The sequence below is a fragment of the Bradyrhizobium sp. 17 genome (genome assembly GCF_023073515.1).
Taxonomy (GTDB): domain Bacteria; phylum Pseudomonadota; class Alphaproteobacteria; order Rhizobiales; family Xanthobacteraceae; genus Bradyrhizobium; species Bradyrhizobium canariense_D.
This window is the reverse complement of sequence record NZ_JADPJQ010000040.1, coordinates 22544-47344: the sequence shown is the minus strand read 5'-3', so window position 1 is coordinate 47344 and position 24801 is coordinate 22544. Positions and strand designations below refer to the sequence as shown.

Here is a 24801-nt window from a genome sequence, read left to right as displayed (position 1 = left end):
TTTAGTCCTGCCGCCGGTCCAGCCTGATGTTGTTCAATTCCTACCCGTTCATCCTGCTGTTCCTGCCGGCCGCGCTGGCTGGCTATTTCTGGCTCGGGCGGCGCAGCAATCTGGCCCCGGTGATCTGGCTGGCGGCGGCCTCGCTCACCTTCTATGCCATTGGCAACTGGCAGTTCGTGGCCCTGTTGCTGCTATCGATCGCCTTCAACTACGGCATAGGCCACCTCCTCATCGTGGCCAAGCTTACTTCGTCGCAACGAAAGGTGGCACTGGCCCTCGGCGTCGCCGGCGATCTTCTCGTACTTGGCATCTTCAAATATGCCGGCTTCGTCACCGAGAACGTCAACGCGCTGGCCGGCACGCACTTTGCGGTCCACATCCTGCTGCCGGTCGGCATCTCCTTCTACACGTTCACCCAGATCGCGTTCCTGGTTGACGCCTGGCGCGGGCAGGTCGCGGCCTACGCGCTGCCACACTATGCGCTGTTCGTGACCTACTTTCCGCATCTGATCGCGGGGCCAATCCTTCACCACAAGGACATGATCCCGCAATTCGAGCGGGAGGAAACCAAGCATCCGCATGCGCATCTGATCCTGTGCGGCCTCATCATCTTCGCAATCGGCCTGTTCAAGAAGACCTGCCTTGCCGACGGCATCCAGCCGCTGGTCGCGCTCGCCTTCGATGCGCGCGCGCCGAGTTTTGATCAGGCCTGGCTCGGTGCACTCGCCTACACGTTCCAGCTCTATTTCGACTTTTCCGGCTATTCCGACATGGCGATCGGGATATCGCTGATGTTCGGCATCTTCCTGCCGGTCAATTTCAACTCGCCCTACAAGGCCACCAGCATCGTCGAGTTCTGGCGCCGCTGGCACATGACGCTGTCGCACTTCCTGCGCGACTATCTCTACATCCCGCTCGGGGGCAACAGGCGCGGGCGCGTGCTGCGCTACATCAACTTGCTGCTCACGATGCTGCTCGGCGGGCTCTGGCATGGCGCGGCCTGGACTTTTGTCATTTGGGGCGCCCTGCATGGCGCCTATCTCTGTATCAATCACGCTTTCAACGCGCTGGTGCCGAATGTTCCGAAGTGGCTCGCGCACCCGACGCGTGTCGCCGGAGCCGTGCTGACATTCCTCGCCGTCGTTGTCGCCTGGGTCTTCTTCCGTGCCGAACGGGTCGATTGGGCAATGCGGATTGTGAATGCGATGGCCGATCCCTCCAACATCGTGTTCGGCCGCGAGGAGATTGCGGCGTCGGTGATGGTCACGATCTATGCCGCGCTGGTGTGGCTGGCGCCGAACACGCAAGGACTCATGGGGTACGACCACGCCAATCGCAGGGTCGGCGACGGCCTGATGTCCGGACGGATGCGGCCGCTGGTCCTCTATGGTGCGTCGCTGGTGCTTGCGTTCGGGATTTTGGGTATCCAGAGCCACAGCGAATTCATCTATTTCCGGTTCTGATGCGCGGCGCGTTCACAAATCCAGGGCGTCTTCTCCTCGCGAGCATCGCGTGCGTGCTGGGCGCGGCTGCGCTCACCTATGTCATCGATCCCCTGCAACTGTTTCGGCCTTCGCGTCTCGTCGCGCCGTTCTATTCCGATGACACGCGCGTGCAGAATGCCGGGCTGATCCGCAGCCAGTCGTTCGATACCGCGTTCATGGGCACCTCGCTCGCGATCCATTTCCGCCAGAGCGACATCGACCATGCCCTCGGCGTGCACTCGCTCAAGCTGGCGATGACCGGCTCCAATTCGTGTCAGCAGGGCTTTGTGCTCGAGCAGGCCATCGACCGCGGCGCGAAGCGCGTGATCTGGGCGATGGACGACTTTATCTTTGTCGATGCTGCCGACATCGAGACCGATCCTTATCTCGCTGCCGATCTCTATCGCGGGACGGCAAAGGGGATCGCGTCCTATCTGTTCAGTGCGGCGATGGCGAAGGAATCCCTGTTCGCATTGCTGCGGTCGGTTCCGCCGCTGCGGGAGCCGCTGACCCGGGCGGCGCCTTTTCTGCCCGTCAAGTTTGCGCTTGAAGACGTCGACGACATTTATGCGTTGCCGCGCGATATCGACGTCGCGCGCGCCTATAATGCGAAAAGGACGCTCGCGGCTTTCGCCTATATCACCGATCCCGTGCGCAGCCGTTTTCTCGGCGAAGGCTATCGTTACGACGCGATGGTCCGGCATTTCGAGCGTGACGCCGTCGGCCTGATCGCGCGCCATCCGGACGTGACCTTCGACATCTACTTCCCGCCCTATTCGATCCTGCAATTCGTCGCGATGCGCGACGCTTCGCCTGCGACGCTGAAAATCGTCACGGACCTCACGGCCGTCATTGCGCAGCGCCTGACGCAGCTTCCCAATGTGCATCTGTACGATTTCCGGGCGATCAAGGACGTGACGCACGACCTCGACAATTACGGCGACGTCATCCACCATTCGCCGGTGATCGATGCGAAGGTGCTGTCGTGGCTGGCGCGTGGGGAGTATCGGGTCGATCCGACGGCGCCACTTGCCTCGCTGGACGCGTTGAAGGCGCAGGTCGCGGCGTATCGGTTCCCGCGCTGACTTCCCCTCTCCCCTTGTGGGAGAGGGTGGCTCGCCGCGTTAGCGGCGAGACGGGTGAGGGGTATCTATCCGCGAGTCCGGCAGTTGCGATTGCGGAGACAACCCCTCATCCGGCGCTTCGCGCCACCTTCTCCCACAAGGGGAGAAGGAAAAAAGAGGCTTACACCGCCACCTCTTCGCCGAGATAGGCAACCGCCGCTTCGAGCCCGCCTTTGCCGTGCGGGATCTTCAGCGCGTTCAGCCCGATCTCGATCACGCCCAACGTGCCGAGCAGCATCGGGGCGTTGACGTGGCCCATATGGGCGATGCGGAAGGCTTGTCCCGAGAGATCGCCGATGCCGGTGCCGAGCACGACGCCGCACTTCTCCTTGCAATAGCGTTGCAGGATTGCCGGATCGTGGCCGTTGCTCATGGTCACCGTGGTCACGGTGTTGGAGCGTTCGCTGGCTTCGGCGACGTTGAAGCCGAGCACCTGGCCTTCCGACCACGCGCCGACCGCGCGGCGTGCGGCCTCGCCGAGCAGGCTGTGACGTCGGAAGGCGTTCTCCAGTCCTTCCTCGTGCAGCAGGTCAATGGCCTGGCGCAGCGCGAACAGCAGATGCACCGGCGCGGTGCCGGCATATTTGCGATAGTGCTCGCTGCCCTCGCGCTCGCTCCAGCTCCAATAGGGCGTGCTCATGTTGGCGGTCTTCTGCACCTCGCGCGCGCGCGCGTTGGCCGCGACGAAGCCGAGGCCGGGCGGCGTCATCAGGCCCTTTTGCGAGCCCGACATCGCGACGTCGATGCCCCATTTGTCCATCTCGAACGGCATGCAGCCGAGCGAGGCCACAGTGTCGACCATGTACAGCGCCGGATGGCCGCTGGCCTTGATCGCCTTGCCGATCGCCTCGATGTCGTTCTGCACGCCTGAGGCGGTGTCGACCTGGACGACGACGACGGCCTTGATGGTGTGCTCCTTGTCGCGGCGCAGGCGCTCCTCGACCTCGTGCGGCCGCACTGCGCGGCGCCAGTCGCCCTTGAGCACCTCGACCTCGGCACCCATCAGCGCCGCGGCATGGCCCCAGCCGATCGCGAACCGTCCGCTTTCGAGCACCAGCACCTTGTCGCCGCGCGACAGCACGTTGCTCAATGCTGCTTCCCAGGCGCCGTGACCGTTGGCGATGTAGATGTAGGACTTGCCCTTGGTGGCAAACAGTTTCGAGATGTCACTGAGCAGGCTCTCGGTCAGATCGGTCATCTGTTTGGAGTAGATGTCGATCGCCGGACGATGCATCGCCCGCAGCACCTCGTCGGGCATATTGGTGGGCCCGGGGATGGCCAGAAATTCCCGGCCCGCGCGAACGGTCATTGCTGTTGGTCCTTGTTGCCTGAGAATAGGATGGTGGGTCGCTGATTCACACTTTTACGCGGCGCCGCGGTGCAAGAAAAGGCCGGAAAACGCAGGTCTGACGTGGGTTATCTCTTAGTCTCGCGGCAGCCCGCATCCTCGGCTTCCTCCACCGAGCAGAACCAGCGCGTGCCCTTGCTGATCTTCATCTTGATCTGCGCATACCAGCGGCTGGTCGGCCGGTGATAGATGCACTCGCCGGCGCTGTTGACGTTGCCCTTGATGGTGCAGTCCGGCGAGGGCGCGACCGGGCCCGAAGCCGAAGCGAGCAGGATCGCATGTGCGCCATCGGGCGGCTTGGTGGCGCCGAGGATGGTGGTCTTCTTGTTGCGCTCGCGCCAGTCCCAGGGCGCGATGAAGGCGCCTTGCCACATGCCGGCTTTTGCCTCCCGCGCGGCGGCATCATCGGCTTCGTAGTCGCGCGAGACGCGGGTGTAGGCCAGCGCCCAGCCTGCGCGCACCAGCCATTTCTGGATATCCTCGCCGCCGACGTCGCAGCGCGCCACGGTGCGGCCGCGCCGGTCGATCGACCGCGCATGGCAGACCCAGGTCTTGCCGTCGGCGTATTTGGCGAGCTCGTCGCGGGCCGCGATGCCGCAGGTCCAGCGCTCGCCCTTGTTGTTGAGGCAGAGCTGGTCGACCGCGGGGGCGTCGATGCCGCCGAGCCTGATCCGCGTGTTGCCGATCACCACCGCGTCGCCGGCGCGGACCTTCGCTGTGCCGGTGATGTCGGCGGCCCGCGCCGGCGATGGCAAGCCGGACAAGGAGAAGCCAAGCAATGACAGCGCAATCAGGGGTTTTCGCAACATGCCGGCCCGCGTGTGATGAAAACTGCGATAGACCTCGCAATTGTGGTCGGCTTTTGTCCGCTCGGCCAGCATATGCCTGGCAATTGGGCTTTCAACTTCCTGTCATCGGGCGAAGTTTAGTAGGGGTGGGTTAGCCGAAGGCGTAACCCACCTCTTTCGTCTCCACGGCGGCAGAAGTGGTGGGTTACGCTTCGCTAACCCACCCTGCGCGACCTCGTCCCCGCGCCATCGCCCGCTCGGCCACCGCCAGCGCCATCAGCACGAACGCCGACGTGACCTCCGGACCGCCCACCAGGATCCGCGTCGGCGTCTTCATCTTGTTCCACTCATAGGCGCGGAACGGGCCGCGGCGGCCGCCTTCGCCGACGCTCGCGACGATCACGTTCAGCGCCGGCGCAAAGGCGCGCGGGTCGGCGCCGAGATGGCCGAGCGCGATCAGGGCGAGCGCTGCGTCGAACACGTTCATTTCGGCGGCCATCAACTCGCCCTTGACGTAGGAGAGCACGCGGTGGCGGATGAAATCGAAATCGCCGTCGGGATCGATGATCGCCTGCGCCGCCAGCGGCAGCGCCAGGAAGGCAGCATAGCAGCGACCGAAATAGGCGCTGTAAAGCTCAGGCAAATAGTAGATATGCGAGCGCGGATTGGCGAAGGCGCCGCTCGCCGCCAGCCGCTTCTGGAAGCCGAGGATGCGATGCACGGTGGCGAGCCGCGCCGGCGTCTCCAATACTTTCCAGCGCGCGAGGTTGCGAAAGCTGACCTCGAGAATGTCGAGATTGAGCGTCGGATCGAGATCATTGCCATAGGGCCGCTCGCCCTTGAGATTGTCGATCCAGGTCGCAACCCCGCCCTCGTAATCGATATTGTCGTTGATCGGCACGGTCACGCGCGGCTCGTTGACGCCGGCGCGCACCTGATAGCCGGCATAGAAATCCAGCAGCGGCTGGTCGAGGATCGGATCGGTGCAGCCGGCCTGCGTCGCCGCGGAGATCGAGCACGCCGTGGTGTCGCAATCCGGCACGTAGACGCCGAAGCCGAGGTCCTGCTTGATCTGGGCGAAGTAGCGTGAGAAGCGCGGATGCGGTGCCGGCGCGAGCGCGGTGATGACGTTGAACCGCGCCCCGTCGATGCCCTCGACCTCTTCGCGGCTGATGTTGACGCAGAAATCGACCATATCGGCAACCGCGCGCTCCGCCGCCATCTTGTCGGAGAGCGAGGCGAGACCGGTCTCAACGTAGCTCAACAGCGCCTCGATGAAGAACGCGTCGTAATAGGCCGAGCGGTGGCGGATCTGCACCGGCTCCCACATCGGTTCGGCAACCCCTCGCCAGGGCGGATTGACGACTGCGCGCGCCGGAGATCGCGCGATGAAGACACGGGCGAGGTTGAACAGCAGCGAGGAGTTCTTGTAGCCGCGCGCGTTGAGACCCGTGAGCGCCATGGTCAGCTCTCGGCCGCGGAAATCGGGATCGCCGATCAGGTTGAACGCGGCGTAGGTCGGCAGAAAGCCATTTTTGCGGTACGAGCCCAGCAGATGCTGCGCGCAGTCGCGGATCACGCCGTCGATCTGCGATTGTTGCGGCATGGCGCCGGTGAACATGGCCGGCGGCGGCTTGGGATGATCCAGCGCGATGCTGTCGACGAGATCGGCGACGGGCTGGCCGACCGCCGCCCAATTGGGCTCGGCCTCGTCGCGGGCGCGCACTAGGGCCTGGCGCAGCCGGGCCAGTTTGCCTTCGTCGCGCAGCTCGGGCAGCCCGGCCCGGCGGAGCAGCACCCGCAATGCGGGATTGCCGAGCGCGGTCTTGTAGAACTTAGGCAGATGCGGATCGCCGCTGGCCGCAACAGACAGTACGGGATCGCAGACGTCGTAAAGCGAGGGGCCGTCCTTCCGCGCCGTCAGCGCCCGGCAGGCGGCGCCGGCAAAATATTGAAAGCTCATGAAATAACCTGGTCGCGGGAATTGGCCGGGGGGCCGGCCGGCGCGCTCCCAGCCGCGCGCCACCCCCTGCAAGTCGTTGAAAAGCTACCCCGATTCGCAGGAAATACAAATGTGATGAGGGTCACAGAAAAAGCCGGCACGAAGCCTGCATAATCAGGCTCCGGAAGGCTACGGGGACGCAAAAAAATCACACATTGGGCAGTAAAAATTAGCTCATGTTTCCAGAGACTTAGCTCAAATTTTCGGCGATCTATTGCGGGGGAGGCGATATCCGGTTAAGGCTTTGTTTGGTGCGGCGCCGCAAATTGCGCGCAATTCGGGGGCACACCCCCGGCCAATCCCTCAAACCCAAAGACGCTATCGCGCTACTCAAACAGTGTGCGCGTGTTTGGCTGGTCTTTGGCACTGACAGGAATGACGCGAGATGAATGTAACGCAGCTCGACATTTCCCGACGCACGATCGCGGTGGCCGCAGCCCTCATCGGCACGGTCTCGCTCGTGATCGGCGCCCATGCTGCCCTCAACATGCGGGCGCTCGATGCCGCCAAGGCCGTCTCGACCGACCAGGTCACCGGCTCGATCGGCCAAGCCTCGCGTCTCGCCCTCGTCATCGGCAATGGACATTACCCCGACGCCAGCGCGCCGCTGACGCAGTCGATCAACGACGCCCGCGCGCTGTCCTCGTCGCTGCGCAAGAACGGTTTTGACGTCGACATGGTGGAAGACGCGACCAAGGACGACATGGTCCGCGCCGTCAATCGCCTGAAGTCCCGGATCAAGCCCGACACCGTCGTCATGCTGTTCTTCGGCGGCTACGGCGTGCAGGCCGGCCGCGAGAGCTACATGCTGCCGGTCGATGCCGTGATCTGGAAGGAAAGCGACGTCCGCCGTCACGGCGTCTCCATCGAGGGCGTGCTCGACATGATGAAGGAGCAGGGCGCCAAGGCCAAGCTCGTCGTGGTCGACGCCTCCCGCCGCAATCCCTATGAGCGCCGCTTCCGCTCCTACAGCCACGGCCTCGCGCCGATCAGCGCGACGGACAATGCGCTGATCCTCTCCTCGGCTTCGCCGGGCAAGGTCGTCGACGACGGCAAGGGCGAGCACAGCGTGCTGGTCAGCGAGTTCCTCAACAACCTCAATACGCAGGGCAGCGCCGAGAGCGTCTTCAACAAGACCCGCCTTGCCATCTCCCGCGCCAGCGAAGGCGACCAGGTCCCGACCGTCTCCTCCTCGCTGCTCGAGGACGTCCATTTCGGCGAAGCCGGCGGCTAGTTTTTCTTAGGTTCTGCGAAGTCTCGTGCCCCGGACGCGGCGCATCATGCAATGATGCGACGCAGAGCCGGGGCCTAGTTTTTAAGCTTATCGCTTGGACGAGAGATGGGTCCGGCTCTGCGCGGCAGCGTCACACGCTGCAGCGCGTCCGGGACACGAGCAATCCTACTTCGCCGCTTCCGTGGCCATCACCGTGCGCACCGGATCTCCTTCGCGCAGCAGCGCGCCGGCGCGGGCGACGACGATATCGCCCTCGTTGAGGCCGTCGCGAATCTCGATATTGCCGCCCGACATCAGTCCGACCTCGACGCGCTTGGTCTCGACGCGGTTGCGGCGGATCACCTGCACGACGGTGCCGGCGGAGGAATACTGCACCGAGGTCAGCGGCACCGCGACGTTGCAGCTCTGGCCCGACTTGATCAGTGCGCGCCCGCTCGCATTCAGCAACAGCCGCTTCTGCGAGGAGATGCCGATATAGACCATGCCCTGCTGGATGTTCGGCTCGACCGTCGGGCCGATGCGGCGCACCTTGCCGTCGATATCGCCGGCGCCGGCGATGCGCACGGTCGCCACCTGGTTGACCGCGAGCTTGCGCATATCGCTGGTCGCGACGAGGGCGACGAGATCGTACTCGCTGCGCGCCACGATCGTGAACAGCGCCTCGCCCTTGGCGGAGGCGAGGTTGCCGATCTGCGCGGTCGACGTCGCGATCACGCCTGCCACGGGGGCGGTGACCTGAAGCGTGCCGCCCTCGGGCAGTGCCAGCCGCGCCAGCACCTGGCCTGCGGTGGTGGTGTCGCCGGCTTCCGCCAGCACCTCTGTCACCTTCAGGCCGGGCCGCTCCGGCCGCACCGAGCTTGCCTCGCGCGCGATGATGGTGCCGGTGCCCTCGACGATGTCGGAGAAACAGGATTTTGCGACCTTCAGCACCGTGACCGCCGGCCCCTTGGGCGCGTCGTCATCGGCGGCGGCAGCGGGCTGGGCCGACAGCAACAGCAGTCCGGCGAGCGCAACGAGATGTCTGGAAACAGAACGCGCAGGCAATGATCGCATGGGTCATTCCGGTTGGGGCCTTGACGGTCTCATCGTTAGCAGAAGCGATCGCTGCGAGCCAAGGGCACGTCAGGGCCGGCCGGATCAGAATGCCGCAGCAGCACGGGCGGCGCGATGCCGCCCGTTGAATTAGTCGCCGCACAAGCAAAGAGGTTCGTCGGCCGCCCAACAAACGCGTCATGCCCGGGCTTGTCCGGGCATCCACGTTCTTTGTGCCGCGTAGCTAGGCGTGGATGGCCGGGACAAGCCCGGCCATGACGACGAGGAGGTACCAGCGCCCGCTCACGGCAGGCTCAAAAACTCCACCCAGTTCGGCTTCTTGCCGGTGGCGTAGGATTTCAGCTTGGTCAGCACCCCGCTGCTCTGGTCGATGGCATAGACCGTCATGCTGTCGGAGAGCTCGCCCACGGCGGCAAGGTAGCGCCCGCCGGGATCGATATGGAAGCCGCGTGGCTGCTTCTCGGTCGGCACGCTGCCGATGGTGGTCAGCTTGCCGGTGGTTGCATCGACCTTGTAGGCGGTGAGCGTGCTGGTGGTGCGCTCGGAGGCGTAGAGGAAACGGCCGTCGGGGGTGATTTGGATGTCGGCTGCCCAGGGCTTTCCGGTAAATCCTTCGGGCAGCGCGCTGGTGCGCTGGATCTCGTCCCATGCGCCGCCCTTGGCCTCATAGGCGAACGCCGCGACGTTGCCGTTTAGCTCGTGCAGGAGATAGACGAACTTGCCGTTGGGGTGGAACACGAAATGCCGGGGTCCCGATTTCTCCGGCACCTTGTGGGCCGGCGGATCGCTCGGCGTGAGCGTGCCGGTCGTGGCATCGAACGTGAAGGCCAGGATCTGGTCGGAGCCGAGATTGGTCGCGAACGCGAAGCGGTTGTCGGGCGAGGGCAGGAAGGCGTGCGCGTTCAGCCCGGTCGGGATCACCTGCTTCGGTTCGCCTGCGACGCCGTTGGCGAGCAGCGGATTCAGCGCGACCTTGTTGCCGCCATAGGAGGCGCTGAACAGGAATTTGCCGCCGCGGTCGATGGCGATGTAGGCCATGCTGTCGGCGAGCGGGCCGTTGCCGATATGGCTGAGCTGGCCGGTCTTCGGATCGATCGCAAAGCTCACCGCGAGAAACGGCTGCGAGCGGACACCGGCGATCAGCACGCGATGGTCGGGCGTGATCGCGAGCGGCGTCGAGGAGCCGGGCTTTTCGACGCCGGTGAAGCCGGCCGTCTGCACGGGCGTCATCTCGCCGCTCTCGGCCATCTTGAACACGCTGATGTCGTTACTGTCGGCATTGCCGACATAGGCGAACGTCTCGGCCATGCCGGCGCGGACTCCAGAAATGAGAGTGAGGAAAGCAAGCGTGGTGGCGATCGCGGCGCGGGGTACGCCGGATCTGATGCGTCGGGTCGATCTCAACATGGGGTCCTCCTGGATGCCGGTGCGGCATTTGTCGTTTTGCCGGCGAGGATAGCGGCAGCCGCCCCGCCGCGCCAAACTCCAATGGGGATCGATCGATGCCGAAATGGTATCGGTGGAGGTCTACCGTATGGCCGCTGTGCGCGAGGGCAGATGGAGCCCGGGCCGGGTGTGGGGCGGCCCGAGCACGGTCCACACGGTGACCGCGAGCAGCGCGCAGGTCAGGATCGTCCAGGCGACGAGTCGTTTCCGCATCAGGCCGAATCCGTCAGTCATATGAAGAGAATGCTCCCGGGGAGCGGGCCTGGCGATCGTGCACTGCAAATCGCGGCGATCCTATGAACTCGTTCACAGGCGAACCGAACCAATGCCGCGCGAGCGCATTGAACCGGCATGCCCCGTGAAAACGATCTCGAAGGTAAGCCCGACATGGGCGGCAAGCATGGCGGTCAGGCCGGCCAGCCCAAGTCGCCGCCGCGCCCGCGTCAGGGCGAGCGCGATGAGGACGTCGTGGCAAAGCGCCACACCGGCCAAACCGATCCCAACTCCGCGCCGACCAAACCAAAATAGCATCTCGCCCGCGCTGCACTCGCACCGGGAACGGCAGCCTCGTCTTGCCGTTACCCTGATCCCGCGGCGGAGCAGATCGAAACGGAGGCTGGCACGTGTTTTGGATTTATTGGGACACCGCCTGGTCGCTCATCATCAGCGGCATCATGTTCGCCACCATCGTCGCCCATCCCGACTCCGAGTTCGTCGAGATCCACGCGGCCAAGCAGGTCAAGTGAGCCCGCGCCGGCCGGTTTGACGGCGCATCATCGCATGCTGCGCCGAGACGGGACGAAGGTTGAGACCTCAAATCATGCTGCCGGGCATGAAGCAGCGGATCATGGCGCGGCCGTTGACGTAATACGGCCAGACCATGGTGCGGCCGACGCGGTTTGGCTCGGTGATCACGGCGTCGTCGGGCACCTCGATCCAGTCGCCCAGGAGTCTCACGCGATAATGTCCGTTGCTGGTGTCCCAGTCGACATCGTCCAGCGCCGTGCCATCGGCATCGGCACAGCAGGGACCGCCGCCCTTGCTGCGCAGGCTCTCGAACCAGCCCTTGAGGGGCGAGTTCGCGTAGCGACCGTCGTCGCGGGCCTGCACGGATGGGCCGATCATGGCGGCAACCGCCACGAGAGTGATCATCCTGAATGCCGCGATCGCCATGTCGCCTCGCTCGATCTCGCGCGCGCACGAACGCAGACGAGGAGCCGCCTGCGCTGCACGCGACGCAATGCTGGCTGGCGCCGCCGACCGGTTCCAGCCGTCTCAGCGGGGCGATAACCGCGAGGGTCGATGTTTGATCCTATTTTCAAGGGCGCGGACTTGTCGAGTCCGCGCCCTGCTTCAGCTCCAACCCGGCAAGCGGTCAGTAGTCCCAGAACACCGGCACCCAACGGAAGGCGTCGCCGTCGGCTGCCACCCGGCCCACGGACGGGAACGGCAGGTGCGTGGCCACCAGCATTTCCCCGGTCTCGGCAAGCTGTCGCAACAGACGGATGCGAACGCGCGCGGCCTCCTCGGGGTCGTGTTCGAACCCGTTAAACCAGTCGGGTTGCTCGAACCCGACGGCAAACACGGCGTCGCCGGCGAATGTCAGCGCATCATCGCCGGACGCCATGCGAACCACGCTATGTCCGGGGGTGTGACCGCCGGTGCGACGGGCGATGACGCCAGGTGCAATCTCGTGCTCGTCATCGAACAGCCTCAGCTGACTGCCGTACTCCTTCAGGAAATGCTTGGCGGTCGATCGAAGCGCGTCCGGAAAGCCTTCCGGCATGGCAGTGCGGGAGAAATCCGGCTTTTCCCAGAACTTGACCTCGGCGGCCGCGACGTGGATCCGCAGGTCCTTGCGCAGCTGCTGCTTCACCCCCTCGACCAGCAGGCCGCCAATGTGGTCCATGTGCAGATGAGTCAGCACCAGATCGGTCACCGCCGAAAGATCGATGCCGGCGGCCGCCAGTCGCCTGATCAACTGCCCGGCGCGCGGCAAGTTCAGGTTCGGATCCGAACCCAGTCCGGCGTCGATGAGGATGGTCTTGCCGCCGCTGCGAACCATGACGGCGTTCAGCGCCCAGTCGAAAGCGTCCTGCGGCAGGAACATGTCGTGCAGCCAGGTCGCCCGCACCGCCGGGTCGGCGTTGTGCGCGAGCATCTTGGTCGGCAGCGGCAGCACGCCGTCGCTGACCACCAGCACGTCGATCTCGCCGATCTTCAGTGCGTAGCGCGACGGAACGAGCTCTTCAGGTCCCGATGACACGGGATATGAGGTGTTGTGCAGATTCATGTTGGTCTCCTGTTTCAAGGTTGAGGCACTTGGTTGGTGTTGACTCTGGCCGGTCCTGGTTGAGCAGGCCGCGCCGCCAGCGAGAGCGCGGCCGTCATCGCTTGGTGAGTTAGAGGCTCGTCACGCGCTCATTGCGCGGTCCAGCCGCCATCGACGGAGATCGTCGTCCCCGTGATCTGGTCGGCCGCGGCCGAGCACAAGAAGGCGACGGTGCCACCGATCTGCTTAGGGGAGGCGAAGTCCAGCGATGGCTGTTTTTCGGAGAGAAGCTCTTCGGCCGCTTGCTTCTGGCTGATGCCTTTCTCCGCCGCGATGTCGCTAATCTGTTTCTCCACGAGCGGCGTGCGCACCCAGCCGGGACAGACCGCGTTGCAAGTGACGCCGCTGCCGGCGGTTTCGAGGCCTACCACCTTGGTGAGGCCGACGAGGCCATGCTTGGCCGCGACATAGGCTGCCTTGTGGGTGGATGCGACGAGACCATGCGTGGAAGCGATGTTGACGATGCGACCCCATCGCTGCTTTTTCATCTGGGGCACGGCCGAAGCGATGCCGTGAAATGCGGCCGACAGGTTGATGTCGAGAATGGCCTTCCACTTGGCGGGCGGAAACTCCTCGACCGGTGCGGTGAACTGGATGCCGGCATTGTTGACGAGGATGTCGAGCCGTCCGAAGTTCTCGATGGCTGCCGCGATCATTCCGCGCACGGCATTGCCATCCGACATGTCGGCGCCGTCATACGCGACGCGGACGCCGTCCTCGTGTTCGATGCCGCTGCGGATCTTCTCGATCTCTCCCGGATCTCCAAAACCGTTCAGGACGATATCGGCGCCGAGCCTGGTCAGCTCTCTTGCGATCCCGAGGCCAATGCCGCTGGTCGATCCGGTGACGATCGCTACTTTGCCTTTCAACATGAAAAACTCCTTTCGATGATGGTTGCCGGCGAGGTCAATCGCGGCGGTGAATGTCGTAGGTGACGATGCCGAGTTCGGAAGGCGGCGGCTCGAGGCGCCGTCCGTCGGCCAACGTGCGGCGGATGTCGTCCCGTCCACTTTGCCAGTGCGCGCGCATCGCTTTCGGTCCGAACTCGTAATCCTTGGAGTGACCTTCGTGGAGCTTGGACTGGTAGATCAGGTGGATGATGTTGTGGGAGCGGTGACGGGCGAGCTCGGCGATGGCGCGCATTTCGGGATCGTTTCTTGCGGCGTCCGGCAATCTGTCGATCGTCCGCTGCAGCGCCTGCCGCATCTCCTGCATCCGTAGCGCCTGGTCGGTGACGGCGCGGGTACGACTGGAATACTGAATGTCCTTCTGCCGGCTCGACACCTCCATCATGTCGTGCGGCACGCGGCCCCGCGCCGACCAGAGATCGATCTGGAACGTCAGCGTGTCTTTCGCATCGCCCGACAGGACGCGAGAGAGAGGCGTGTTGGAGACCACGCCACCATCCCAGTAGTGCTCGGAGTCGATTTCGACGGCGGGAAATCCGGGCGGCAGCGCGCCCGAAGCCATGAAGTGTTTCGGACCGAGCCGCCGCTCGGCTGTGTCGAAATAGGTGAGATTGCCGGTGCGGACGTTGACCGCGCCGACGCTGACACGCACTTCGCCCGAGTTCAGCCGGTCGAAATCGACGAGCTGTTCCAGCGTCCGTTGCAACGGCGCCGTGTCATAGAAGCTGGTCGACGCGTCGCCCGAGAAGGGCGACCACAGGGGCGAGGGGAAGCGCGGCCTGAAGAAGCCGGGCTGGCCTTGGAACAGCGCGCGCATTGCGGCAAGCGTGTTGTGCAGGGAGTTGAAGTCGAACGCGAACGGTAGCGCACCGGCCAGTCCCTCGCCGGCAGGCCATTCCACCGGGGTTGCGCAGATCGTCTCCCAGAACTCGCGCAGCCGTGCCACGCGCTCGTCTTCCGGGGAGCCCGCGATGATCGCGGCGTTGAGCGCGCCGATCGAGATGCCGGCCAGCCAGTTCGGCCGGATCCCGGCCTCGTGCAAGCCTTCGTAGACGCCGGCCTGGTAGGCCCCGAGCGCGCCGCCGCCCTGCAGCACCAGCGCAACGACATCGTAGGGCAGCGGATTGATCGGTCGTGCGGAATCGATTTGTTCGCGTGTCACGTTGAACATGGTGACTACTCCTTGCAATGCGACCTGTTCGGTCAGCCCGCGTGTGTTTCGGTCAGGATTTCAGATCCGGCTCCACGCGATCGCGCCGCCGCGGACCGCTCCAGATAGTCGTGCACCACGGTGCCTAATCCGAGCGTCAGATCGGCAACGATATGCTTGGCCGAGAGCACCTGAAGAACCGGCAGCTCGGCGACCGGTGCGAGCGCGTGGGAGAAGAGATCGAGCGCGGCGGGCCCCGTCCATGCGCCCTTCACCGTCACGTCCTCGAGATGGAAGCGCACCAGTTCGCAAATGCGCGCGGTGCCGTCGACATGCGGAATGATCTTCAACAGAAAATTGGGAGCGATGAGCTTTCGTGCTTCGGTGGAAAGATCGAGGGCGCGATGCTTGTAGCCCATGGTGCCGGTGGCGATGCGCACCGAGCCGTAGTCGAGCGTGCCGACCAGGGTATCGGTCTCGACGGCCAGCTTCGGCTGGGCCAGCTTCTTGGGAAAGCCCCACAGCTCGCGGCCGCCGGCGATCGGCGGATGATCGTTGAGGAACATCTGGTGGACGAAGCTGCCGGTCTGGCCGCGGAACGACACCGGGATGATCTGGCCGCTTTCCGTGTAGTCTCCGAAGCCGGTGGAATCAGGCATGCGAATGAATTCGTAATTCACCACAGGCTCGGTCAGCTCCAGCGGCTCCGGCACGATCCGGCGCAACGCCTCCGGGTCGGTCCGGTACTGGATGATGAAATATTCGCGGTTGATGAAGCGATACGGGCCGGGCGGGAAAGCCGGATTCGTCAGCGGCATCGCGAAGGCGACGTTGCGGATCTGCTGGTTCATGCTGTGGGTTCCTGAATGGTCGGTGCTGTGGCGGGCCGCGCGCCCCGCGGGAGCGCGGCCATCATCACGTGAGGCGTCTAGACTTCGGTCACGCGTTCCGGATCGGCCGACGCGAGCGCCAGGGCGCGCTCCGCCTTCGGCGGATAGATCCAGACGGTGTTGATCTCACGCTTGGTCTTCTTGGCGACATCGCCGACCAGCTCGACCTTGCGCTCCCAGCCGCGTGTGAACAGCGCGCCGGCTTCGCCGAGGTCGAGGCAGGTGACGTAGGCCTTCTGGTGGTAGGGCCTGGTCGGAACGCCGAGCAATTCGGCCGCGGCATTGTTGCCGGCAAAGGCGCCCATCCGCGTGGCGTGCTGGCACGACATCAGTGCGTAATTGCCCTCGTCGTCGCAGGCGGCGCGTGCCGCGTCGCCGGCCGCGAAGACACCCTGCACGCTTGGCACCTGCAAGCAGCGATCGACCAGCAACCGTCCGAAATTGTCGCGCTCGGCGGGAATCTGCGCGGTCAGCGGCGCTGCACGAATGCCCGCCGCCCAAATCACCGTCTCGGTTTCAATGTGCTCACCGCTGGACAAGGTGACGCCGGTGTCGTCAAGCGCGGCGACGCCGGCGCCGAGCCGTGTCTCTACGCCAACCTTGCGCAAGGCTTCCTCGATGACGGGGCGGGCGCCTGCACCCATGTCGGGTGCGATCGCAGTGTTGCGATCGACGATGACGACGCGAGTCTTGGCATCGGGGCCCAGGATTTCGCGCAGCCGCGTCGGCATTTCGGTGGCCGCCTCGATCCCGGTGAAGCCGCCGCCAGCGACGACGACCGTGTCGCGTCCGTTCGCGGCGGGCCGCTCCGCGAGGCCATGCAGATGCTTGTCGAGCGCTACGGCATCGTCGAGCGAATCGACGCTGAAGCCGTGCTCGGCGAGGCCCGGAATGTTCGGACGGAATAGCCGGCTGCCGGTGGTCACGACGAGGCGGTCGTAGGACAGCGTCTTTCGCGGGCCCTTCGCGGGCGTGATCTGCACCGTTCTGGCCTCGGTGTTGATCGTCTCGGCGCTGCCCTGGATGTAGTCGACGTCGATCGCCTCGAGGACGTCGACCAGCGGGGCCGTCACGGTTTCCGGCTTCGACTCGTAGAGCCGCGGACGGACCACCAGCGTCGGCTCCGGTGAAACGAGCGCGATCTGCAGATCTTGCGGCGAGGCGCCCCGGATGTCGCGCAGCCGGGCTGCGGAAAGCGCGGCGTACATGCCGGCGAAGCCGGCCCCGATGATGACGAGTCGCATGGGTTTTCTCCTTGGTTGCTGTTCGAAAGACCGCGCGCGACCGCGCTGCTGCGTTGAGAACAGCGTCCGGCGTCGGCGCGTGGGGTGGGTTGGATCGCTGGCCTCAGGGCGCGATGCAGCGTGCCTGCAGATTCGGCGGCCGGCCGTAACCTAAGACGACGGGCTGAAGCTCACTTCGACTCCAGTCCTGATAGGGAAGGCCGGCGCCATTTCGGATCATGATGGAAACGGGCGGTTGTGCCGGGTGCATGGTGTAAGCCGGAATTTCCACTTCCTCGCCCGTCGCCGACGTGAAGCGAACGGCCAGCGAGAGTCCGTACAGGGTTGCGGTCGCGAGGCTTCGGCGGCGTGAGGCAATCAGCCGTCGGCTGACGAAGTTTTTCCAGGTCATCTTTGGTCTCCCTCGATTGGTCTGGACATGGAGATGATGTAGCTGACCCGATTTGCCGTTGCCCCAGCGCGATTGCCGTCGCTGTCGAGAGATTGCTGCTAACGCATACGCCTGCGCCAATCGCTCGGCGTCTCGCCCGTCAGCTTCTTGAATGCTGCGGCGAAGGCCGTTTGCGAGGAGTAACCAAGCGCCGCGGCGACCGAGACGATCGATTCGTCGCTCTCCCGCAAGATGTTCATGGCCTGCTCGAGCCGGTGCTGACGCAGCCAGGCATGCGGCGATAGCCCGGTGCTCTCCTTGAAGGACCGGCAGAAATGGAAGCGCGACAGTCCGGCATCGGACGCCAGCGCATCGAGCGAGACATCCGCTTCGCTATCGCAGCGCAATCGTTCGATCGCACGGAGCAGGACCTTCGGCGCCAGCCCGCCCATGGTCGGCTGGAACGTGGTTGGCGAGCCTGCATGCGCAGCCAAAAGGCGCGTGGCCAGAAGATCCGTGAGCTGATGCCGGAACAGCGCATCAAGGACGCCATGGCCCCCCAGCGAATCCGCGGCGCTCAGGAGCAGTCGGGACGTGATGGTGTCGGGATGCGCCGTTCGCTCAATCAATTCGGCGGTCCCGGCGGTCCCGGCCTCGCCAGCGACGCGCTGCAGCGTTGCGTCGGGAAGGTAAAGCTGCACGACGTCGACGGGCTTCGGAATGTCCCATCGGGAGCTCGACCCTTCCGGAACGATGTTCACGACCCCCGGACGAAACGTGCCGATCGCGATCGATTTTCCCGAGCGCCGCTCCATGCGCTGCATCACGCCTTTATGCGCCATGATCACGTGGTGGCGCATGGGCTCGACGACGTCGTGCAGCGCATCATGTTTCCAATGCGCGATCCCCGCGCCGGAGGAGTCCAAGGCCATGCGAAACGGCTCGGTTCTGAGCACGCGCGCCATCTCCGCGTCGGCGGCGCGCCGCTCGGACGTCGAGCGATCGTCAGGCTGTACGTCGGGTGCGGGCGGCAAGCCCTTGTGCGAGGGATTGCGCATGAGTGCAGTGTTCCCGGTCATGATGTGGCTCCTGCTGATCAGCTCGGGCTTTCGATCAGTCGTCCGTATTTGTACGGAACGGCGCGTGTTCTAGGCGCCGTGGCTGCCGGGCGTATTTCCTGAACCCGCCATGTTTTGTCCGATCCTGCTCCAAGCCGGCCGGCGCTTTCGCGAACGCACGGCGGGCGGGAGTGGACAGAGATGTTGATGACAAAGCGTGCGGCAGTGCGCCGCTAGGCCGCGGCCGCCTGCGCCGACAACAGCTGCTTCAGTTTCGCGGCCGGCACGGCCGGGCTGAACAGCCAGCCCTGCATCTGGCTGCATCCGAGCTGGAGCAGCACCGCGCGCTGCGCTTCGGTCTCGACGCCTTCCGCGGTCGTCGCCATGTGACGGGCGGCGGCCATGTGCACCACCGCCTGCACGATCGGCGAGGAATCTTCCGACTGACCGATGTCGCTGATGAAGCTGCGGTCGATCTTGATCTTGTCGAACGGGAAACGATGCAAATAGCTCAGCGACGAATAACCAGTGCCGAAATCGTCGAGCGCGATGCGCACGCCGAGCTCGCGCAGCTGCTGCAGGATCGTCAGCGCCTCCTGGTCGTCGCGGATCAGGACCGTCTCGGTGATCTCGAGCTCGAGCCGTCCGGGCGCGAGACCCGACTCGGCGAGTGCGGCTGCGACCTTCAGCGCCAGCGTCCGCGAGCGGAACTGCACCGGTGAGACGTTGACCGCGATGTGGATGTCGCCGGGCCAGGAGGCCGCCTCGAGGCAGGCCTGCCTCAGCACCCATTCGCCGATCTCGCCGATCAATCCGGTCTCTTCCGCAACCGGGATGAAGTCGGCGGGCGAGACCATGCCGCGTTCCGGATGGTGCCAGCGCAGCAGCGCTTCGCAGCCGGTGACGACATTGGCCGCGAGATCGACCAGCGGCTGGTAGTGCACCTCGAACTCGCCGCGGGCCAGCGCCTGCCGCAGATCGAACTCGAGCTGGCGGCGCAGCCGCGCCTTGGCGTCGTGTTCGGGCGCGAAGATACGGAACGTGCGGCGGCCCTCGGATTTCGCCGCATACATCGCGAGATCGGCGCGCTTGAGCAGATCGTCGAGATTGTCGCCGTGGTCGGGGGCGATCGCGATGCCGATGCTGGCATCGGTCGGGATTTCCTGGCCGTTGCAGTCCACGGGGGCGCGCAGCGCCTTCAGGATCTGCTCGGCGAGGGCGGTCAGTTCGGCCTCGTCGCGGCTGCCGGCCTTGACGATGGCGAATTCGTCGCCGCCCAGCCGTGCGACCATGTCGCTGCCGCTGACGCAGGCGCGCAGGCGGTTCGCGACCTGGCGCAGCAGCTCGTCGCCGACCTCGTGGCCCAGCGAATCGTTGACGCCCTTGAACTCGTCGACGTCGATATAGAGGATCGCGAACGGCTTGCCCTGGGCAAGCTCGGCGACGCGCCGCTCCAGATGGCCGCGCATCAGCACGCGGTTGGGCAGGTCGGTGAGGGCGTCGTAATGCGCCATATGCGCGATGCGCTCGTCGGCGCGGATGCGCTCGGTGACGTCGTCATGGGTCGCGAGCCAGCCGCCGCCGGCGCCGGGCTGGTTCTTGATCTCGATCAGGCGGCCATCGGAGGTCTCGACTATCGCGCTGTGGGTCTGGCCGACGCTGCCCAGAATGCCGTCGCAATAGGAATCGACGTCGCCGTCGAACGAGCCGGTGTCATGGCGATGCTGAATCACGTCGCGGAAATACGCGCCGGGCTTCACCAATTCGGCCGACAGCCCGTACATCTCGATGTAGCGGCGGTTGCAGACGATCAGCCGCTGGTCCTGGTCGAACATCAGCAAGCCCTGCGTCATCGTGTTCATCGCGGTGTCGAGCTGCTGCTTCTCCACGGCGAGCCGGCGCGTCATCTGGCGGAAGATGGAATAAAGCGTCAGCACGAGCAGGCCGATCGACAGCACGGCGACGGTCACGAAGAATTTGGTCTGCGTGTGCCATGTTGCCAGCGTCGCATCCAGCGACTTGGTCGCAACCACCACCAGCGGCTCGCCGGTCAGGAGGCGTGCGGCGACGATGCGATCCTTGCCGTCGATCGGGCTTGCGAGCTGGGTCGTGACGAAGGTGCGCTCGAACACCGCCATCTGCTCGCGCGTGCCGTTGCGGAAATTCTGCCCGATCATCGCCTCCACATGCGGAATGCGCGCCAGCAGCTGGCCGTTCTGGTGGTGCATCGCGATCGAGGAATCCTCGCCGAGCCCGCTCGAGGCGAAGAAGGATTCGAGCTGGTCGGGCGTGATCGCGCGCGAGACCAGCCCAAGGAATTCGCCGTGGGGACCGGAGACGCGGCGCGCGAACACGATCGCCGGTCCGCTGCCCAACCGTCCCGGCACGACCTCGATCTCTTCCTGCGACGCCGGATCGTTCTTGAGGCGATTGAAATAGCCGCGGTCGGCAACTGAAACATCGGCGACCGGCCAGCGCCGCGACGAGTTGATCAGCACGCCCTTGGCGTCGAACACGTTGGCGCCGGCGACGTCCGACCAGCCGCTGGCTTTGGCGCGCAGCGCCTCGTGCACAGCGAGCGTGCCCATCTCGCTGCGGAAGACGTCGGCGGAGTCGATACCATGGCTTTCGAGCTCGGCGATGATGCTCTTCTGCAGCACCGCGAAGTCCTCGAACTCGCGGTCGAAATGGCGCGCGAGCAACCGGACCGCGCTCTCCACGCTGTCGCGGCCGCTTTCGATCGCATTCTGCCGGAAGCGGTCGACGGTGAGCGCGGTGCCGATCGCCATTGCGGCCATCAGCACGAAGCCCCCTGCGATCAGCCATGTCAGCGGCGCGCCGCGCCAACGGCGCAGCAACGCGCGCATGCGCGCGCTCCATCGGATCGATGTGCCCATGCAGCCCTCCCGTGGGATGCAAGATGCGGCAAAACCGACAAGACCACGTTACCAGTGAGGGTTAGGAAAACATGAATCGGAATGGAATCAGAGGGTTGGTTCCATCGCTTGTCTGAAGGTGCGGGGCCATGGTTCCCTCAGCGTCGGATTTCCCATCGCAACGCTTCCGCATTGGTCTTGGCGAACATCGCCGGCACGTCGAAGGTCCCGGTCTTGAGATCATAGCGGCAGCGCCAGTCGGCCAATCCCTTCACGGCGACGTTCTTCGGGTGCTTGTCCATTTCGCCCGAGATCACAAGGTAACGGTTGTCCGGCCAGTGCACGCCAAGCCCGCGATAGGCCTCTTCGGTGCCTTTCACGAGATTGGCCGAGATGTGGTAGTCGAGCTTCATCTTCCCCGTGTCCGGCCGGCTGTGGAAATAGGCCCAGGCCAGATCGCTGAACGAGGTCTTCGTCACGCTGACGAAGGCGCCTTTGTCGACATGGTAGAGATAGAGGTCCTGCTCGCCGGAGCCGGTCTTCTGCATCCGCACCAGCCATTGCGAGTCGGGGGTGAAGCGGAAGCCGGCGCCGTAGCCCTGCTCGGGCTTCAGCTCCGTCATCTGGTCGCCACGCCTCGCCCAGGCCTGCCATTTGACGTCGAAATCTCCGCTGTCCTTCATGTACTGCTCGATCTTGGTGGCTTTGTCGGGCGAGGTGAAGGCTAGATCGGCATCGTCAGTGAGAGCGAAGCCAGACGGCGGGCCGGAAGCGGCGAGCGCCGGAGTTGCGGCCAGGATGAGGGCAACCACCAGCCATTGTGCGGGACGGCAAAATGCGGTCACGGAAAAAATTCCTCAAGAAAAATGCCGCGATGCGGCCTCGATCATTTGACGCCGGCGGGGGTGCGCCGGTTCATCCCGGCGTGCCGGCGCATCATCCCATCGACCGTCTTGCTGCCGTGGCCAAAACGGCGCACCTTGCCGGCTCGATTGATTTGCTAGGTTCTTCCTGATCAAGGTTCGTTTCCGATGGTGACCGCGACCAAGGCCTTCATTGCATTCTGTCTGCTCGCGGTGGGCGGCACCGTGCTGGTGATCGGCCCCACCGAGCTGCGTCGCATGCTGCCGATCGGGGCCAAGACCGATTCCGTGGTCGCCGCCAAGCCGGAGGCCAAGGTCGAACAGAAGGTCGAACCCAAGCCGGAACTCAAGCCGGAACTCAAGCCGGAAGAGCCCAAGCTGGCCGCAAGCGCGCCGCCGGTGCCGGCCGCGTCCCCCGCTGAAACGAAGGCGGGTGCGCTGGCCGAGACGCAAAAGCAGGTCACGGCCGCGCTTGCCGATCTTGCACCGGTCAAGCCGCCGCCGGCGATTGCGGATACCGGCCCCCGCTTCGACGTTGCACGCGTCGACGATCACGGCGAGGCGGCGGTGATCGCGGGCCGGGCGACGCCGGGTGCCAAGGTCGAGCTGCTGCGCGACGGCAAGCCGATCGACACAGTCGTGGCGGATGCGTCGGGCCAATTCGTGATGACGCCGCCGCAGCTTCCCGCCGGTTCCTACGAGCTGACCTTGCGGGCGAAATCGCCTGACGGCACCGTCACGCAATCCGGCCGCAGCATGCCGGTCGTCATCGCCGAAGCCGCACCGCCGCCCGCTCGCCCTGCACCGGTCGCGCGGCAAGAGGCGAAACAAGAGGCGAAGGCCGAGAAGCCCGACGACAAGTCGGATGTCGTGGCATCGGTGTCGGACAGGCCCGCAGCCCGGCCGAGATTGATGGGCGCACCGAAACCGAAGGGCGGATCGGGGGTCATGGCGCGGGCGCCCGCGGCCACGACCGTTGCATCGGCCTCGCCGGCGGACGCCGTCAGCGGAGCAGCGGCGGAAACAGGCGGCAGCCGGGTGATCTCTCGCGGCGACAGCCTGTGGGCGCTCAGCCGGCTCGCTTACGGCGACGGCGCCCGCTTTGCGGTGATCTACAACGCCAACCGCGCCAAGATCCACAATCCCAATTTGATCTATCCCGGCCAAACCTTCGTGCTGCCGCAAAAGGCGGAGTAACACCGCATCGGCTCTGCCGGGGCGCGTTGCGACGCTTTGCCCTGTACGCTTCCGGAACATTTGGTTCCCTCGCGCGTCATGGTGATGCGACGCGATGTGCGCTTGGCGCCGGAGGAGGGCCAAGGTGGACAGGTCAGTGGTCATGTCGAGATCACGCTTGGCACTCAGGCCAAGGCTGGGGCTGGCGCTATCAGGCGTAACCCTCGTGATTCTGGCCGTGCTGTTGCCAGGTCGCGCCGAGGCGCAGTTCGGCTTCCGCGGCGGCCCGCTCGGTGTTGCGCGCTTTGCCGTCGGCCACATGATCGGCATGGCTCGCTTGCGCCATGCCCGCATGGCGGTGCGGGGCAGCCGATACCGCTCCGCAGCGTTGAGGTCGCAAGATCCTCGCGGCGCAGAGCGCGGCCAGCCTGCGAATCCATACGTGCTCCGTGCGGCGATGACCGCGCAAGCTGCGCTGTCGGGCTGGCGTGGCGGCCGTCGTCCGCAGGGCTGGTGGCGCCATCCCGACGGCAGCTACGGCTGGGTCGGCCCGGTGTTCTGGCCATTCGCGCATGACGATCTCACCACCGCGATCATCCTCGGCGATACGACCAGCCTCTCGCTCTACGGCTATGGCGACATCTATGCCGCGATCTTCGCGCCCTATGCGGCCACCGAGCTTGCGGCCTACACCACGCCGCAGGGCCGGCGCGGACGGCGGGTCCCGACCGCAGAGACTGTCTGCGATGCCAGCGACACCGGCGGCCTGCCGGTCGATCGCATCGCCGCTGCCGTGCAGCCGAATGAATTGCAGCGCACAGCGCTCGACGAGCTCGCCACCGCGTGGGCATCCGCGCGCGACACCATCCGCGCCGCCTGTCCGACGCAGGTCCCCGCGATGGCCATCGAGCGCCTCGGCCTGATGCGCGAGCGCATCGAGGCCATGATCAAGGCAACGGACGCCGTCGCACCTTCGCTCGCAAAATTCCTCGACCTCCTCGACGACGACCAGAAGGCCAAGCTCGATGGCCTGGCCAAGGAGCGCCGCGCCGCGCTCGCGTCGATCCAGCAAAAGAATCCCGAGGCGGCGTCGGCCTGCCAGGCGGACAGCGATCCCCGCTACGACGAGAAGCTGCAGCGCCAATACGAGCAGCTCGTGCAGCAGCAATGGCCCGCGGCCGAGATCGCCTCCACGCTCAAGCTCGACGACACCGCCCGCGCCCGCCTCGACGTGCTCCAGGACACCACACTGCGCACCATGGAAACGCTCAGCGCCTGTCCGTCACAGGCCCCACCGACACCACAGGCACGCCTCACCGCCGTGAAGGCGCGGCTGCAGACGATGCTGCAAGCGGTGAACGGCGTCAGTGACGCGCTCGACGATTTCGAAGCTGACTTAAGCGACGAGCAGAAGGCCGGCTTCGAGGCGATCGGGCCGAAGCGCGGGGTGTGATC

Annotated in this window: 23 protein-coding genes; 7 read left to right on the top strand and 16 right to left on the bottom strand. The window is 65.2% G+C overall.

The features are described from left to right. Positions 1–26 precede the first annotated feature (26 nt). Positions 27–1463, top strand: coding sequence for an MBOAT family O-acyltransferase (locus IVB13_RS07805; RefSeq protein ID WP_018456622.1), 1437 nt, complete (start codon positions 27–29; stop codon positions 1461–1463). After that, positions 1463–2569, top strand: coding sequence for a hypothetical protein (locus IVB13_RS07800; RefSeq protein WP_018456621.1), 1107 nt, complete (start codon positions 1463–1465; stop codon positions 2567–2569). Before IVB13_RS07805 ends, IVB13_RS07800 begins: the two co-directional genes overlap by 1 nt. Positions 2570–2729: 160 nt before the next feature. Here IVB13_RS07800 and IVB13_RS07795 read toward each other — a convergent pair whose 3' ends face one another. The 3 genes from IVB13_RS07795 to IVB13_RS07785 form a co-directional block, all read right to left on the bottom strand. Next, a complete protein-coding gene (locus IVB13_RS07795) occupies positions 2730–3917 on the bottom strand; it encodes an aminotransferase class V-fold PLP-dependent enzyme (RefSeq protein WP_018456620.1) in 1188 nt (395 codons plus the stop codon). A 107-nt stretch (positions 3918–4024) separates the two neighbouring features. After that, complete coding sequence (locus IVB13_RS07790; protein WP_026233211.1) at positions 4025–4765, bottom strand: thermonuclease family protein; 741 nt, start codon at positions 4763–4765, stop codon at positions 4025–4027. Between the two features lie 184 nt (positions 4766–4949). Further along, on the bottom strand, positions 4950–6707 hold the full coding sequence (locus IVB13_RS07785) for a hypothetical protein (protein WP_247488197.1): 1758 nt from the start codon (positions 6705–6707) through the stop codon (positions 4950–4952). A gap of 424 nt (positions 6708–7131) precedes the next feature. On the opposite strand from IVB13_RS07785, the gene IVB13_RS07780 reads away from it, so the two are divergent. Beyond that, entirely contained in the window at positions 7132–7980 is an 849-nt protein-coding gene (locus IVB13_RS07780) for a caspase family protein (protein WP_018456617.1), read from the top strand. A 165-nt stretch (positions 7981–8145) separates the two neighbouring features. On the opposite strand, the gene IVB13_RS07775 is transcribed toward IVB13_RS07780, so the two are convergent. From IVB13_RS07775 to IVB13_RS40145, 3 genes are all read right to left on the bottom strand, one after another. Further along, a complete protein-coding gene (locus tag IVB13_RS07775) occupies positions 8146–9033 on the bottom strand; it encodes an HlyD family efflux transporter periplasmic adaptor subunit (protein WP_026233210.1) in 888 nt (295 codons plus the stop codon). 282 nt (positions 9034–9315) lie between these two features. Continuing rightward, positions 9316–10440, bottom strand: coding sequence for a beta-propeller fold lactonase family protein (locus IVB13_RS07770; RefSeq protein ID WP_247488195.1), 1125 nt, complete (start codon positions 10438–10440; stop codon positions 9316–9318). 120 nt (positions 10441–10560) lie between these two features. Further along, positions 10561–10692, bottom strand: coding sequence for a hypothetical protein (locus IVB13_RS40145; protein ID WP_256465316.1), 132 nt, complete (start codon positions 10690–10692; stop codon positions 10561–10563). Between the two features lie 138 nt (positions 10693–10830). On the opposite strand from IVB13_RS40145, the gene IVB13_RS07765 reads away from it, so the two are divergent. Then, positions 10831–11007 (top strand): hypothetical protein, encoded by a 177-nt coding sequence (locus IVB13_RS07765; protein WP_157642977.1) that lies wholly within the window; start codon positions 10831–10833, stop codon positions 11005–11007. Positions 11008–11102: 95 nt separating this feature from the next. Next, positions 11103–11225, top strand: a complete 123-nt coding sequence (locus IVB13_RS40140; protein WP_018456612.1) for a hypothetical protein — start codon at positions 11103–11105, stop codon at positions 11223–11225. 67 nt (positions 11226–11292) lie between these two features. Here IVB13_RS40140 and IVB13_RS07760 read toward each other — a convergent pair whose 3' ends face one another. The 10 genes from IVB13_RS07760 to IVB13_RS07715 form a co-directional block, all read right to left on the bottom strand. Continuing rightward, positions 11293–11652 carry a hypothetical protein gene (locus IVB13_RS07760; RefSeq protein ID WP_018456611.1) on the bottom strand — a complete coding sequence of 120 codons (360 nt, stop codon included), beginning with the start codon at positions 11650–11652 and terminating at the stop codon, positions 11293–11295. 202 nt (positions 11653–11854) lie between these two features. Beyond that, on the bottom strand, positions 11855–12772 hold the full coding sequence (locus IVB13_RS07755; protein WP_018456610.1) for an MBL fold metallo-hydrolase: 918 nt from the start codon (positions 12770–12772) through the stop codon (positions 11855–11857). Between the two features lie 128 nt (positions 12773–12900). Further along, on the bottom strand, positions 12901–13683 hold the full coding sequence (locus IVB13_RS07750; protein WP_018456609.1) for a 3-hydroxybutyrate dehydrogenase: 783 nt from the start codon (positions 13681–13683) through the stop codon (positions 12901–12903). 34 nt (positions 13684–13717) lie between these two features. Beyond that, complete coding sequence (locus IVB13_RS07745; protein WP_018456608.1) at positions 13718–14890, bottom strand: patatin-like phospholipase family protein; 1173 nt, start codon at positions 14888–14890, stop codon at positions 13718–13720. A gap of 32 nt (positions 14891–14922) precedes the next feature. Then, positions 14923–15720, bottom strand: coding sequence for an acetoacetate decarboxylase (locus IVB13_RS07740; RefSeq protein WP_018456607.1), 798 nt, complete (start codon positions 15718–15720; stop codon positions 14923–14925). 77 nt (positions 15721–15797) lie between these two features. Beyond that, the gene (locus IVB13_RS07735) at positions 15798–17003 is read right to left on the bottom strand and encodes an NAD(P)/FAD-dependent oxidoreductase (protein WP_018456606.1); all 1206 of its coding nucleotides are present in this window, start codon (positions 17001–17003) and stop codon (positions 15798–15800) included. 103 nt (positions 17004–17106) lie between these two features. Beyond that, a complete protein-coding gene (locus IVB13_RS07730; RefSeq protein WP_018456605.1) occupies positions 17107–17394 on the bottom strand; it encodes a hypothetical protein in 288 nt (95 codons plus the stop codon). A 98-nt stretch (positions 17395–17492) separates the two neighbouring features. Further along, the gene (locus tag IVB13_RS07725; RefSeq protein ID WP_162496292.1) at positions 17493–18452 is read right to left on the bottom strand and encodes an AraC family transcriptional regulator; all 960 of its coding nucleotides are present in this window, start codon (positions 18450–18452) and stop codon (positions 17493–17495) included. Between the two features lie 212 nt (positions 18453–18664). Further along, the gene (locus IVB13_RS07720) at positions 18665–21328 is read right to left on the bottom strand and encodes an EAL domain-containing protein (RefSeq protein WP_085384019.1); all 2664 of its coding nucleotides are present in this window, start codon (positions 21326–21328) and stop codon (positions 18665–18667) included. 137 nt (positions 21329–21465) lie between these two features. After that, on the bottom strand, positions 21466–22152 hold the full coding sequence (locus IVB13_RS07715; protein WP_026233205.1) for a hypothetical protein: 687 nt from the start codon (positions 22150–22152) through the stop codon (positions 21466–21468). A gap of 186 nt (positions 22153–22338) precedes the next feature. On the opposite strand from IVB13_RS07715, the gene IVB13_RS07710 reads away from it, so the two are divergent. Continuing rightward, on the top strand, positions 22339–23367 hold the full coding sequence (locus IVB13_RS07710; protein ID WP_018456601.1) for a LysM peptidoglycan-binding domain-containing protein: 1029 nt from the start codon (positions 22339–22341) through the stop codon (positions 23365–23367). 142 nt (positions 23368–23509) lie between these two features. Next, positions 23510–24799, top strand: coding sequence for a Spy/CpxP family protein refolding chaperone (locus IVB13_RS07705; RefSeq protein WP_247488193.1), 1290 nt, complete (start codon positions 23510–23512; stop codon positions 24797–24799). Positions 24800–24801: the final 2 nt, after the last annotated feature.

Excerpts from the sequence above, each read along its gene's own strand:
- IVB13_RS07710 (WP_018456601.1), top strand. The coding sequence starts at position 22,339 with ATGGTGACCGCGACCAAGGCCTTCATTGCATTCTGTCTGCTCGCGGTG.
- IVB13_RS07750 (WP_018456609.1), bottom strand. The coding sequence starts at position 13,683 with ATGTTGAAAGGCAAAGTAGCGATCGTCACCGGATCGACCAGCGGCATT.
- IVB13_RS07760 (WP_018456611.1), bottom strand. The coding sequence starts at position 11,652 with ATGGCGATCGCGGCATTCAGGATGATCACTCTCGTGGCGGTTGCCGCC.
- IVB13_RS07755 (WP_018456610.1), bottom strand. The coding sequence starts at position 12,772 with ATGAATCTGCACAACACCTCATATCCCGTGTCATCGGGACCTGAAGAG.
- IVB13_RS07775 (WP_026233210.1), bottom strand. The coding sequence starts at position 9,033 with ATGCGATCATTGCCTGCGCGTTCTGTTTCCAGACATCTCGTTGCGCTC.
- IVB13_RS07730 (WP_018456605.1), bottom strand. The coding sequence starts at position 17,394 with ATGACCTGGAAAAACTTCGTCAGCCGACGGCTGATTGCCTCACGCCGC.
- IVB13_RS07805 (WP_018456622.1), top strand. The coding sequence starts at position 27 with ATGTTGTTCAATTCCTACCCGTTCATCCTGCTGTTCCTGCCGGCCGCG.
- IVB13_RS07790 (WP_026233211.1), bottom strand. The coding sequence starts at position 4,765 with ATGTTGCGAAAACCCCTGATTGCGCTGTCATTGCTTGGCTTCTCCTTG.
- IVB13_RS07740 (WP_018456607.1), bottom strand. The coding sequence starts at position 15,720 with ATGAACCAGCAGATCCGCAACGTCGCCTTCGCGATGCCGCTGACGAAT.
- IVB13_RS07705 (WP_247488193.1), top strand. The coding sequence starts at position 23,510 with ATGTCGAGATCACGCTTGGCACTCAGGCCAAGGCTGGGGCTGGCGCTA.
- IVB13_RS07770 (WP_247488195.1), bottom strand. The coding sequence starts at position 10,440 with ATGTTGAGATCGACCCGACGCATCAGATCCGGCGTACCCCGCGCCGCG.
- IVB13_RS07725 (WP_162496292.1), bottom strand. The coding sequence starts at position 18,452 with ATGACCGGGAACACTGCACTCATGCGCAATCCCTCGCACAAGGGCTTG.
- IVB13_RS07735 (WP_018456606.1), bottom strand. The coding sequence starts at position 17,003 with ATGCGACTCGTCATCATCGGGGCCGGCTTCGCCGGCATGTACGCCGCG.
- IVB13_RS07745 (WP_018456608.1), bottom strand. The coding sequence starts at position 14,890 with ATGTTCAACGTGACACGCGAACAAATCGATTCCGCACGACCGATCAAT.
- IVB13_RS07720 (WP_085384019.1), bottom strand. The coding sequence starts at position 21,328 with ATGGGCACATCGATCCGATGGAGCGCGCGCATGCGCGCGTTGCTGCGC.
- IVB13_RS07780 (WP_018456617.1), top strand. The coding sequence starts at position 7,132 with ATGAATGTAACGCAGCTCGACATTTCCCGACGCACGATCGCGGTGGCC.
- IVB13_RS07795 (WP_018456620.1), bottom strand. The coding sequence starts at position 3,917 with ATGACCGTTCGCGCGGGCCGGGAATTTCTGGCCATCCCCGGGCCCACC.
- IVB13_RS40145 (WP_256465316.1), bottom strand. The coding sequence starts at position 10,692 with ATGCGGAAACGACTCGTCGCCTGGACGATCCTGACCTGCGCGCTGCTC.
- IVB13_RS07800 (WP_018456621.1), top strand. The coding sequence starts at position 1,463 with ATGCGCGGCGCGTTCACAAATCCAGGGCGTCTTCTCCTCGCGAGCATC.
- IVB13_RS07785 (WP_247488197.1), bottom strand. The coding sequence starts at position 6,707 with ATGAGCTTTCAATATTTTGCCGGCGCCGCCTGCCGGGCGCTGACGGCG.
- IVB13_RS07765 (WP_157642977.1), top strand. The coding sequence starts at position 10,831 with ATGCCCCGTGAAAACGATCTCGAAGGTAAGCCCGACATGGGCGGCAAG.